This window comes from Methylorubrum populi, assembly GCA_036946625.1.
In the GTDB taxonomy this organism is placed as follows: domain Bacteria; phylum Pseudomonadota; class Alphaproteobacteria; order Rhizobiales; family Beijerinckiaceae; genus Methylobacterium; species Methylobacterium populi_C.
In genome coordinates, this window is the sequence record JAQIIU010000003.1 from 769,009 (window position 1) to 780,984 (window position 11,976).

10 protein-coding genes and 1 pseudogene are annotated in these 11,976 nt (G+C 69.2%); 3 read left to right on the plus strand and 8 right to left on the minus strand.

Annotated features, from left to right (window positions below; genetic code table 11):
• Window positions 1-6: 6 nt before the first annotated feature.
• The 4 genes from PGN25_14990 to ripC form a co-directional block, all read right to left on the minus strand.
• Complete coding sequence (locus PGN25_14990) at window positions 7-327, minus strand: hypothetical protein (protein MEH3118850.1); 321 nt, start codon at window positions 325-327, stop codon at window positions 7-9.
• Between the two features lie 133 nt (window positions 328-460).
• Entirely contained in the window at window positions 461-1,783 is a 1,323-nt protein-coding gene (locus tag PGN25_14995) for a 4-hydroxybutyrate--acetyl-CoA CoA transferase (GenBank protein MEH3118851.1), read from the minus strand.
• Window positions 1,784-1,794: 11 nt separating this feature from the next.
• Window positions 1,795-2,322, minus strand: coding sequence for a (R)-specific enoyl-CoA hydratase RipB/Ich (gene ripB / locus PGN25_15000; GenBank protein ID MEH3118852.1), 528 nt, complete (start codon window positions 2,320-2,322; stop codon window positions 1,795-1,797).
• 22 nt (window positions 2,323-2,344) lie between these two features.
• A complete protein-coding gene (gene ripC / locus PGN25_15005; GenBank protein MEH3118853.1) occupies window positions 2,345-3,205 on the minus strand; it encodes an itaconate degradation C-C-lyase RipC in 861 nt (286 codons plus the stop codon).
• 76 nt (window positions 3,206-3,281) lie between these two features.
• Between ripC and PGN25_15010 the strand changes: the two genes are divergently transcribed.
• On the plus strand, window positions 3,282-4,184 hold the full coding sequence (locus PGN25_15010; protein MEH3118854.1) for a LysR family transcriptional regulator: 903 nt from the start codon (window positions 3,282-3,284) through the stop codon (window positions 4,182-4,184).
• A 315-nt stretch (window positions 4,185-4,499) separates the two neighbouring features.
• On the opposite strand, the gene PGN25_15015 is transcribed toward PGN25_15010, so the two are convergent.
• Window positions 4,500-4,886: a VOC family protein gene (locus PGN25_15015; GenBank protein ID MEH3118855.1), complete on the minus strand. Its 387-nt coding sequence runs from the start codon at window positions 4,884-4,886 to the stop codon at window positions 4,500-4,502.
• Between the two features lie 171 nt (window positions 4,887-5,057).
• Complete coding sequence (gene dctA, locus PGN25_15020) at window positions 5,058-6,359, minus strand: C4-dicarboxylate transporter DctA (protein ID MEH3118856.1); 1,302 nt, start codon at window positions 6,357-6,359, stop codon at window positions 5,058-5,060.
• A 255-nt stretch (window positions 6,360-6,614) separates the two neighbouring features.
• Between dctA and PGN25_15025 the strand changes: the two genes are divergently transcribed.
• Both PGN25_15025 and PGN25_15030 read left to right on the plus strand, forming a co-directional pair.
• Window positions 6,615-7,502: a LysR substrate-binding domain-containing protein gene (locus tag PGN25_15025; protein MEH3118857.1), complete on the plus strand. Its 888-nt coding sequence runs from the start codon at window positions 6,615-6,617 to the stop codon at window positions 7,500-7,502.
• A gap of 228 nt (window positions 7,503-7,730) precedes the next feature.
• A complete protein-coding gene (locus tag PGN25_15030) occupies window positions 7,731-9,086 on the plus strand; it encodes a flagellar biosynthesis protein FlgA (protein ID MEH3118858.1) in 1,356 nt (451 codons plus the stop codon).
• A gap of 738 nt (window positions 9,087-9,824) precedes the next feature.
• Here the strand turns inward: PGN25_15030 and PGN25_15035 are convergent.
• Both PGN25_15035 and PGN25_15040 read right to left on the minus strand, forming a co-directional pair.
• Window positions 9,825-11,150, minus strand: a pseudogene (locus tag PGN25_15035) (DUF927 domain-containing protein).
• A 27-nt stretch (window positions 11,151-11,177) separates the two neighbouring features.
• Window positions 11,178-11,906 (minus strand): hypothetical protein, encoded by a 729-nt coding sequence (locus tag PGN25_15040; GenBank protein MEH3118859.1) that lies wholly within the window; start codon window positions 11,904-11,906, stop codon window positions 11,178-11,180.
• Window positions 11,907-11,976 lie beyond the last annotated feature (70 nt).

Below are 11,976 nucleotides of genomic sequence, written 5' to 3' on the forward strand. Positions count from 1 at the left end.
CGCTCCTCAGATCAGGTGTGTGGATCGAGCGGCCTCGATCAGTTCGTCGCGGTAATGCGGAGGGCGAAGCCGATGGGAGCGTCCGTCCGCGTGCTGCTGAAGGCAGCGCATCAGGCTCTGGCGCACGTGAAAGTCGGCGATTGCCGAGGTATGGCCGGCGAAAGGTGCGTGGACGAGGATTGGGACGCCGTCACCGGAGCTCGTCGAATAATCGAGCAGCCGCAGGGTCTTCAGTTCGAGCGCCAGGCGATGGGGGGTCGCGAGGCGCGGGTCGGGCCCGAACCGGATGCGCGACGATTCCATGAAGGCGTCGAACAGGCGGTTCATGGCGTCCGTCGGGCTCGTAGCGCCGTGGGCGAGCGAAGAAGGGCGCGTCGCCGAGGACGCGGCGTCGCGTCCTGCGTGGGAATGGTCGATCATGGGACGGGACGGGTTGCCGATATCGCGCATGGGCTGCCGGTCAGATCAGGTGCTGCTGCCGAGCGGCCTCGGTCAGAGCGTCGCGGAAGTCGGGATGGGCGATGGCGATGAGCGCCTGCGCCCGTTCCGTGGAGGAACGTCCCTTCAGGTTCGCCGACCCGAACTCGGTGACGATCCAGTGCGTGTCGATGCGCGGGGTCGTCACCGGTCCGGAGAGCCGGGGCACGATGCGCGAGACCTTGCCGTGTACCGCCGTCGCGCTCGCGGCGATGATCGACCGGCCGCCGCGCGAGGCGTAGGCGCCGCGCACGAAGTCGAGCTGGCCGCCCGAGGCCGAGTACTGGTGGCCGAGCATGTGCTCGGAGTTGCAGGCGCCGGTCAGGTCGATCTCGATCGTGCCGTTGATCGAGACCACGTTGTCGTTCCGCGCGATCACGGCCGGGTCGTTGACGTAGTCGACCGGCCAGCTCTCGACCGCCGGGTTGTCGTCGAGGAAGTCGTACATCGCCTTCTGCCCCATGGCGAAGGTGAAGACGCTCCTGCCCCGGTTGAGCGCCTTGGCGCGATTGGTGACGTTGCCCGCGCGGATCAGGTCGACCATGCCGGGGCACATCACCTCGCTGTGGATGCCGAGGTCGTTGCGCTCGCTCAGCTCGGCGCAGACCAAGTTGGGGAGCGCCCCGACGCCCATCTGAAGGCAGGCCCCGTCCGGCACCATCGCGGCGATCGTCCTGGCGATCGCGCGGTCGGTGTCCGAACCGGAGCGGACCGGCAGTTCGAGCAGCGGCGCCTCGTGCTCGACGATCGCCGTCACCTCGGAGACGTCGAGAGCCGCACCCGAGCCGAACACGCGCGGCATGCGCGGGTTGACTTCGACGATCAGACGCTTGGCCGCCCGGGCCACGGCGGTGGAGTAGTCGTTGCCGGTACCGAAGCTCATGGTGCCGTGCCGGTCCATCGGCGAGACCGTGCAGACGAAGGTGTCGATCTGTGCTTCCTCGATCAGCAGGCGCGGCGACTGGTGGAAGTTGTTGGGCACGTAGTTCAGGAACTTGGTGTTCCCGTGCGCCACGCCCGCCTTGACGTTCTTGCGGTCGATGCCCGTCATGAACATGCAGTAGGGCTTGATGCGGTCGCGCAACGCGTAGTTCAGCACGGTGTCGCCCGCGATCGACGTCGCCTCGAAGTAGTAGAGCCTGAGATCGAGAGCGGGCTCGGCCCGCGCCCGCTCCGCCAGCGCGCCGAGGAGCGCCGGTGGCTCGGCCATGGCCATGCCCATCGCGATCCGGCTGCCGGAGGGGATGGCCGCCACCGCCTCCTCCGGGCTCGTCAGCTTGGCGCGGTAGCGTTCGGAGAGCGTCATGCCGGCCTCCCTCAATAGCCCGCGGCTTCTTCGGGCGAGTGGCCGCGCCTGTGCACGAGCATGGTGCGCTCGAAGCTCATCACCTCCTGGCCGTCCTGGTTGAGGCCGCGGGTCGAGACGGTGACGATCCCTTGCGTCGGACGGCTCTCCGACGCGCGCTTATGCAGCACGGTACTCTCGGCATAGAGCGTGTCGCCGGCGAAGACCGGATGGCTCGCCTTGACCTTGTCCCAGCCGAGATTGGCCACGACCTTGGCCGAGACGGTGCGCACGCTCATCCCGGTGAGCAGCGCCAGCGTGAAGGTCGAGTCGACAAGCATCTTCTTCCACTCGGTCTTCGCCGCGTAGGCGGCGTCGAAATGGACCTGCTGGACGTTGAGCGTCAGCAGCGTGAACCAGGTGTTGTCGGTCTCGAGGATCGTGCGGCCGGGCCGGTGCTCGAACACGTCGCCGGGCTCGAAGTCCTCGAAGTACAGCCCCGAGGTCTCGCGGTAGCGCCGCTCGCCGACGGTTTTGTAGGCGGAGAGAAGGTTTTCCATCGCGATTGCTCCTTGTGTCTCGTCAGTTCGTGGGCAGAGGCTCGCCCGCTGCCGCGAGCGTCCGCCGCGCTTTGCGCGCCACGGCCTCGTCGATCATCCGCCCATCGACGGTGCCGACGCCCTTGGCGTTCTCGGCCAGGATCCGGCGCGCCACATCGACGACCGCAGGACTCGGCGTGAGATGCGCGTTGATGGTCGCGATCTGGCCCGGGTGGATTGCGGCCTTCGCTGCGAAGCCCAGGGTGACCGCCGCCTTCGTCTCCCGGGCGAGGCCGTCGCCGTCGCGGATGTCGAAGAAGGGCGTGTCGATGGTCGTGAGACCCGACAGGGTCGCCGCCGCGACGAGGCGCGAGCGCGCGTGCAGCAGAGGCTCCCAGGCGGTGTCCGCCCCGAGATCCGCCGCCATGTCGGCCGCGCCGAACATCAGTCCGGCGAGCCGCGGCGTGGCGCCCGCGATCCCGTCGAGGGCGGCGAGGCCGCGGGCGCTCTCGATGAGGGCGATCAGTCCGGCACGCTTGCCCGCCGCCGCGAGGAGCCGGTCCGCAATGTGCAGGGTGCCCGCATCCTCCACCTTGGGCAGGACGACGAGGTCGGGCTCCGCCTCTCCGTCGAGGAGGGCGGCGAGATCGGCGAGGCCGGCCCGCGTCTCGATCGCGTTGATCCGCAGAGCGCGGAGCGGGATGTCGTCGCGCGTCCGCGCGAGATGGTCCAGCGCCGTGCGGCGTGCCGCGTCCTTGTCGCCGGACGCGACGGCGTCCTCAAGGTCGAGGATCAGTGCGTCCGCGCCGACCGCGGCGGCCTTGCCGAACCGCTCGGGCTTGGTCGCCGGCGTGAAGAGGAGGCTGCGCAAGGGGCGCGCAGCAGAGGAAGGGTCGCTCGTCATACCCATCGATCTGGTCGAAGACCGTCATCTGTCCAATATCCATCACCGGCGTCGTTGATCGCTTTTGGAGATACCGGTGGAGTTGCGGCACCTTCGCTACTTCGTGGCCGTCGCCGAGGAGCGCAGCTTCACGCGCGCCGCCGCCCGGCTCGGCATCGGCCAGCCGCCGCTGAGCCAACAGATCAAGGACCTGGAGGCGGAGCTCGACGTGCGCCTCTTCCGGCGCCTGCCGCACGGGGCCGAGATCACCGCGGCGGGAGAAGCCTTCCTCGAAGAGGCGCGCGCGGCGATCGCCGCCTCGGCACGGGCGGCGCAGGCGGCCCGGCGGGCGGCCTGCGGCGAGACCGGCCGGCTGCGGATCGGCTGCACGGGATCGGGGTTCTTCAATCCGGTGGTGACGGGGGCTCTGCGCGGCTTCATCGCCAAGTATCCCGACGTGGACGTCGTGATCGAGGAGAACAACACCGTCGGCCTGCTGAGGCAGCTGTCCGAGGGCGATCTCGATGCCGCCTTCCTGCGCCCGTCCGAGCCGGACCTGCGGCGACTGCGCGTGCACCGGACGATCGCGGAGCCGATGCTGGTCGCGCTGCCGGCCGCCCATCCGCTCGCGGACCGGCCCCGCGTCCGGCTCGATGCGCTGCGCGACGACCGCATCGTGCTCTACCCGCGCCGCCGCGGTCCGAACCTGCACGACACGGTGACGGGCGCCTGCCGCGACGCCGGCTTCGAGCCGAGGCTCGGCCAGGAGGCGCAACAGTTCCCCTCCATCGCCAACCTCGTGGCGAGTGGCCTCGGGATCTCGATCGTACCGGCCTCGCTCGCGCAGATGCATGTCGAGGGCGTGCGCTTCCGGCCGATCGAGGAACCGGTGCCGGTCGCGCATCTCAGGCTGGTGTCGAGCGTCGACCGTGCCAATCAGGCGGCGACGCTCGCCAACTTCGGCGCCGTGGTCGCATCGCTCGCCGTCAGTCCAGCCTGACGGCGAGCGTCTCGTCCGGAAGCGATGGCGGGAAGTCTGCCATGATGCCCGGGTCGTGCCCTGGGACGATGAGGGCCTCGCTCGAAGCGAGCCTTCTGAGCTTGTCGTAGCCCTCCACACGCTCAGGACGAGGGGGAACACGCCGTCCTGCCGGAGATGCCGGCGGTAGAGGGCGCCGTCGGATGGTTGGGGCGGTCCGATCCGTCGGATGCGTCATCACGCGTGCTCCGCGCTGGTTTCGAGACGAAGGGGTTCCGGCGCCCGCAGGCTTGCCCGCCTCGGGAGGAGGTCGGCCGGCAGGGTCGGCGCGAAGCGTCAGCCGACGTAGTTCGAGATCTCGACCAGGTTCCGGTCCGGGTCCCTGATGTAGACCGAGCGGATCGGGCCGTCCGCGCCCGTGCGGTCGACGATCCCGCCCTCCTCGATGACGAGGCCGAGGGATTCCAGATGCTGCTTCACCATCTCCACCGGGACGGGGGTGATGAGACAGAAGTCGGCCGACCCGGGTGTAGGGCGGAACGCTTTCGGATCGATCTCGTGGCCCACTTGGTGCAGGTTGATCTTCTGGTTGCCGAACCTGAGCGCCTTGCGGCCGTTCCCGAAGGTGACGACCTCCATGCCGCAGGCGCGTCCATAGAAGTCGCAAGTCTTGTCGACGTCCGCGACCGTGAGGACCATGTGGTCGAAGCGATCGATGTGCATTCGGGTCTCCTCCTGTCGTGCATGAGCCGTCGCGGCGTGGGGCGACACGAGGCCGAGCGAGAGGCCGCCGAGGATCATCGTGCGGCGATTGCTGAGGTTGCTCGTCCTGTCCATCGATGCTCCCGGCGTTGCGGAGATGGGTGCGCCTCTCGGCGGCAAGTCGGTCACCGGTCAGTCCGCGGCCAGGGCCGCGTGGAGGCGGCCGGTGTCGAGGTCGCCTTCCCAGCGGGCGACGACGATCGCCGCCACGCCGTTGCCGATGGTGTTCACCAGCGCCCCGCCCTCCGAGATGAACCGGTAGACGCCGAGGATCAGGGCGAGGCTCGCGACGGCGATCGTGTGCAGAGACGGCAAAGTCGCGGCGAGCACGACGAACGAGCCGCCGGTGACGCTGGCCGCCCCCTTCGAGGTGAGCAGCAGGACGCCGATCAAGGCGAGCTGTCCTTCCCAGCCGAGCGACGTGTCGGTGGCCTGGGCCAGGAAGAGCGCCATCGTCGCGAGGTTGATGCAGGTCCCGTCGAGGTTGAACGAGTAGCCCCCGGGTACGACGAGCCCGACGGTCGACTCGCCGCAGCCGGCACGCCTCAGCTTGTCCATCAGGCGCGGCAGGGCCGTCTCGGACGACGAGGTACCCAGGACGACGAAGAGCTCCTCGCGGATGTAGCGCAGGACTTTCAGGATGCTGAACCCGGCCATCCGGGCCACGGCGCCGAGCACGACGAGGACGAAGACGATGCAGGTCAAGTAGAAGATCGCGACCATCTTCAGCATCGGCAGGAGCGTGACGATCCCGTACTTGCCGACCGTGAAGGCCATCGCGCCGAAGGCGCCGAGGGGAGCGGCCTTCATGACGATGCCGACGACGCCGAACAGGCCCTTCGCGGTTATGTCGATCACGTCGACGAGGGGCTTGACCCGCGGCCCGGCCTGGACGAGCGCCACGGCGAACAGAAGCGAGACGAACAGGACCTGGAGGATCTCGCCCTCGGCGAAGGCCCCGATGAGGGTGTTCGGGACGATGTGCGCGAGGTAGTCGACAACGCCCATGCTCTTGGCCGCGCCGCTCGCGACCGCGGCCACCGACTGGGGGTCGAGCGTCGTGGGATCGACGTGCATGCCGACGCCGGGCCGGGCGAGGTACATCGCGACGAGGCCGATCAGGAGCGCCAGCGTCGTCAGGATCTCGAAATAGATCAGGCTCTTCACACCGATCCGTCCCACTTTCCTCAGATCACCGACGCTGGCGATCCCATGAACGACGGTGCAGAAGATGATCGGTGCGATGATCATCTTCACCGCCTTGATGAAGACGTCCCCCAAGGGCTTCAGCGCCACGCCGAGGTCCGGATAGAGCTGTCCGCAGGCGATGCCGAGCAGGATCGCGCCGACGACCTGGACGTAGAGGTGCCTGTAGAGCGGTTTCTTGTGTTCGCGCACCGATACGGACGGCGCGGCGACGGCGATCGCGCTCATGATTTCCTCCCGTGAGACATCTGCGGGCCGGCCTTCGTTGCGTGAGCCGGCCGTTCTTGTGAGATGCCGGGCATCATCCCGCGCGGCGGCGACTTCGGAAGTTCCGTTTCGGCACGGACGCCATCGCGCGCGGCGATTGCGCGGCGCAGGATCGGACGGGGCGTCGCGGCCTGATAGGATGGCGTCGGTTCCGGGGCTGTTCCGGCCGCCCCCGCCGCCGGGCGTGGCAAAGTCCCTCGCAGGTGGGCCCGCGCGATGCAGTTCGATTTCGTCTCCCTGCGCCTGTTCGCGGCCGTCGTCGAGCACCGCAACATCGCGCAGGCTTCTCGCCTGAACAACATCGCCGCCTCCGCGGTCAGCAAGCGCATCTCGGATCTGGAGGCGCGCATCGGTGCGCCGCTGCTCCACCGCCTGCGGGAGGGTGTGGAGCCCACGGCCGCCGGGCAGGCGCTCTACCGGCACGCCAAGCGGATGGTTCGCGCGTCCGACGATTTTGAGGCGGAGCTGAGCGAATACGCCATCGGGGAGCGGGGCCGTGTCCGGCTCTGGGCCAATACCTCAGCGGTGACGCAGTTCCTGCCGGAGGACCTCGCCGTCTACGCGAGGCGGTTCCCCGAGGTCCGCATCGAGCTGCGCGAGGACACCAGCCGGCGCATCGTCGACGCCGTCCGGGAGGGCGTCGCTGAGATCGGGATCGTCTCGGACCACCTCAGCGCGGTGGACCTGCCGACGCGCACCTACCGGCGCGACACGCTGATGCTCGTCGTCCCCGCCGGTCACCCCGTCGCCGACCGGAAGACGATCTCGTTCGCGGAAGCCAGCGTGTTCGATCAGGTCGGGTTGCAGGAGGGCAGCTCGCTCCAGGCCCGCATCGTCGAGGAAGGCTCTCGCCTCGGCGTCGCGGTTCGCACGCGCGTCGAGGTGTTCGGGTTCGACAGCATCCGGCGGATGGTCGAGGCGGGCCTCGGCGTCTCGATCCTTCCCGAGGGCGCGGTGACGCCGTACCTCTCCAGCCTCCGGATCGCCGCGCTGGAACTGACGGATGCCTGGGCCGACCGCTCGCTGATGGTCGTCAGTCGCGAGGAGACGGCGCTGTCGCGCCCGGCACGCCAGCTCGTCGAATGCCTGTGTCCCGATACCTGACGCCGGCCTCCGGCTCACGCGGGCCGATGGTATGCCGAACCGCGATGCAGGGGCTTCCGAACCGGAAATTGCCTCTGCGGCCTCTCTGATCGGAAGGTGCCGGGCGAAGATCGGTTGACCGCCGCGGCCCCGGAAGGACCGCCCGGCGCTTTCGCCGGCATGGGCGACGCGACCGCGGGAAGGGCGCCGCGACTGCAAATCCGGCTACGGATCGAGGGAGGACCGACGATGAACCTGTTCGCCAAGCTCCAGGAGCGGGCTGCGGCCGGCAGGCCCCTGCGCGTCGGCCTCATCGGTGCCGGCAAGTTCGGCTCGATGTACCTGGCGCAAGTGCCCAGGATCCTCGGAGTCCATCTGGCCGCGATCGCCGACCTTTCGGTGTCGAATGCGCGCGCGAACCTGGAGCGCGTCGGCTGGGATCCGGCCCGGAGCGCGGCAGCCTCCATCGACGAGGCCCTCAAACAAGGCAACACGCATGTCGGGCAGGACTGGGAGGCCCTGATCGCCCACCCGGCGATCGACATCGTCGTCGAATGCACCGGCAACCCCATCGCCGCCGTCGAACACTGCCTCGCGGCATTCCGGCACGGCAAGCCGGTGATCAACGTGACCGTGGAGGCGGACGCCTTCTGCGGCCCGATCCTGGCGCTCAGGGCGCGGGAGGCGGGCACGCTCTACAGCCTCGCCTACGGTGAACAGCCGGCGCTCGCCTGCGAGCTGGTGGATTGGGCGCGGGGGGCCTGCGGCTTTCCCGTGGTCGCGGCTGGGCGGGGCCACAAGTGGCTGCCGAAGTTCCGGGAGTCGACGCCGGACACGGTCTGGGACCACTGGGGCGTCTCCGCCGAGCAGGCCCGGCTCGGCGGCATGAACCCGAAGATGTTCAACGCCTTCCTCGACGGTTCGAAGCCCGCCATCGAGAGCGCTGCGATCGCCAACGCCACCGGCCTCGAAGTCCCCGAGTACGGGCTGCAGTTCCCACCCTGCGCGATCGACGAGATCCCGACGGTGATGCGCCCGCGGAGCGAGGGTGGCGCGCTCGCGCGCAAGGGCGTCGTCGAGGTGGCCTCGTCTCTGCAGCGCGACGGGACGCCGCTGCCCTACGACATCCGCAAGGGTGTCTGGGTCTGCATCGAGGGCGACACCGACTACATCCGGCGCTGCTTCAGGGAGTATCAGGTCGTGACCGATCCGGAGGGGCGATACATGGCGCTCTACCGGCGCTGGCACCTGATCGGCCTGGAGCTCGGCATCTCGGTGGCCTCGATCGGGCTGCGCGGGGAGACGACCGGCATCGGGCGCTGCTTCAACGCCGACGTCGCCGCGACGGCCAAGCGCGACCTGCGGGCCGGCGAGACGCTCGACGGTGAGGGCGGCTACACCGTCTACGGCACGCTCGTACCGGCCGGCCGATCCCTGGCGCGGGGCGTTCTCCCGCTCGGCCTCGCGCACAAGCTGCGGCTCGTGCGGCCGGTCGCCAAGGACAGCGCTCTGACCTGGGACAACGTCGCGGCGGACACGAGCCTCCCGGCCTACGCTCTCAGACGCGAGATGGAGTCCGTGTTCGCTCCACGGCAGGCGGCCTGAGATGGCCCGCGCGATCATCGCAGGGAACGGGCCGGGGGAGCCTCGGATGAGACTCGGCTTCGTCGGCCTCGGACAGATGGGGCGGCCGATCGCGCACAACCTCTTGAAGCAGGGGAACGAGCTGATCGTCTCCAGCCGCAGCGACCGCTGTTTCGCCGAATTCCGATCCGCGGAGGCGCGCTGCGCCGCCGAGGCCGCGGAGGTGGCCGAGGCCGACATCATTTTCCTGTGCCTGCCCGAACGCGGACCGTGCAGACTCTCCTCTCCGACGGGCATGAGCTCGGTGGGCGGCTGCGCCCGGGCCAGACCTTCGTGGACCTCAGCACGATCGGCTACGCGGCCACCCTCGAGCTGGCGCGAACCCTGGAGGCGCGAGGCGTCGCCTACCTCGACGCGCCGGTCTCCGGCATGCAGGCGCGGGCCGTCGAGGGAACACTGACCGTGATGTGCGCCGGCCCCCGTGCGACCTTCAAGGCGGTCCAGCCCTCGGATAGCGCAGGGCACTGCGGTCGTAGCGGGCCCGGTTCTCCTGTGTCCACATCGCAAGCTCCCAGACCGAGGCTGCCTTCCACCACAACCCACTCCAGCGTATCAATATGTCGTCGGACAGACTCTAAGGCAGTCGAAAACCGTGGTGAAACTGGTGAAATCGGAAAACCTATACAGTACAATATCTTAACCAAGATAAGCCCTGGAAAGGCATGGGGAATTTGGTGAAAGGAGGCGCGTGCGGCATCGTCAGAAGCCCGCTCCACGGCCTGAAGAGTATCCGGAAACGGGGTCTTCCTCCCTGCCGAACTCTCGACGCGGAAGAACGTAGGCGCTCATGTTGCCCATCTTCGGCACGTACCTGACGTACAGCCCCTTCCGGTCCTTCTCCGATTTCACGATGAAGCCGCGCTCGTTCAGCATCTGCGCCGTTCCTTCCTCGGTCATGACGTTGCCCGCAGCCGGCCGGAGGTTTTCACGGGGGACGTAGATGTGGGCGTCGTCGAACCACGCCTCCGCTCGCTGCGCGCCGCCTCCGGCCTGGACGTGCCGCACCGTGACGCCCCACCGCGTGATGAGGAACGAGCGGATGTTGGCGACCACCTGCTCCTGCGGATCGAGGGCGCGTGCGTCGCTCGACTTCATGAAGCGGCCCCAGGCCCAGTCGATCGAGCCCACCACGCTCGTCTCGGGCGGCAGGAGGCCGTAGCGCTTCGCCATCTCGCCGGCCGCGCGCAGCAGGGCGAAGGGGATGGCCGCGCGCGCCTGCGTGCTGTCCGCGCCCGCGCCCGCGATGCGCTTCGCCTGGGCGAGGATCTTCTCCCGCAGGTCGACCGGTGTCTTGTGCGCGCCCTCGGCGATCATGGCGGCGACGAAGGCCGGGCCCGCGTGGCCGTAGTGGCGATCGATCCCGGCGATGCGGTCGAGCACCGCCCGCTCCACCGATCGGTTCACGGTCGAGACGTCGACGTCGGCGAAGCGCGCGGCCATGCCTGCGACCCATTCCCCGCGATCCCCCTTCACCTTCTCTTCGAGCGAGCACTCGGAGGAGAGCAGGGCGAAGGTCGACCACTTGTAGGATTCGCGCATGGCCGCCTCGGCCGTCATGCGCCGCTTCCCGACGCCGCCGGCCAGGGTGTAGATCATCTTCGCGACTTCCTGGCCGGAGACGTGCGCCATCTCGTCGAGCGAGAACACCGTGCCGTTGGCCCTGGCCGCGAGCGCTTCCATCGCGTTGGCAGTCGATTTCGCCGAGTAGGCGAGACCCGCGCGCCGAATGTCCGGTGTCGACCACGCCGAAACCGCGAGGCGCTGCGCCGTGCTCTTGCCGCTCGATGAGAGTCCGGACAGGTTGATGCCGCAGGTATCGAGGCCGGTCAGGGACAGCAGCGGGCCGACGAAGGCGGCGCAGGCACCGAGCGTCCAGTGCTCGCACCCCTCGACGTCGACCGCGACCGCGACCGCCTCGCGCCAGCCGTCCAGCGTGCCAGCCCGGGCGAGCGGTGCCGGAATGCGCGTCGCGACGGATAGCTCCAGGGCGGTATCGTCCGACGCGCCGGCGATCGTGCCGTCGGGACCGACGAAGACCGGTTCGGGGAGATCCTAGTCCTCGTGCCACCCCGGTTGCGAGACGATGGTGATCTCGATCGCGGGGGCGGCGGCCTTCAGGCACCGGACCGCGATGTGCTCGCCGTCGTCCTCGGTCTTGAAGCCCTCGCGGAACAGGCGCTCGCGAATGGGTGCACCGCCCTGCCGGGCGAGATCGGCGCAGTCGACATCGACGTAGCGCGGCTTGCAGGCCATGTCCTGCAGCGACACGCGCAGGCCGTAGGCGCCCTCGCGGTCGGCGTAGCGCAGGCGGGCCGTCACGCTGAAGGGTGTCGCGATCGGTGCCAGGAACGGCTCCCCCTTCTTCGGCTGGATCTCCTTGTGGAGCCAGACCCGGCCGCGGTGCATCTCGTAGCAGATCAGCGGGGCCGCCAGCGGTGTGAGCGGATACTCCAGCCCGATGCGGCGCAGCGTGATGTCGGAGGCGGACAGCCCCTCGTCGGACGCGCGGGGCGCGGTCGAAGCGTCACCCGCCCCGGCGCCGCGGCGCTCCGCGGCTCGGCGCGCCTTGTTCCCGATCTCGGACAGGTCGCGGGGCTTGCCGATCCCGGCGGCGAAGACCGAGTTGATGGTCTCGATCACCGAGCGTGCGCCATCGTCGGCCGCGAGCCCCGAACGATGGGCGGCATCTTCCAGCGCGGAACGAACCTGGGCCTCGCGCAGCCAGAGCGGACACGCGTTCCGCAAGCGCTTCGAACTCGGCAGCCAGGCACGCCAACTCATCGGAACTCTCCCGGCTACGGGCCGCCCGCGCGGCGCGGATCGCCGCGATTTCCGCCGCCTGGACGCGGCG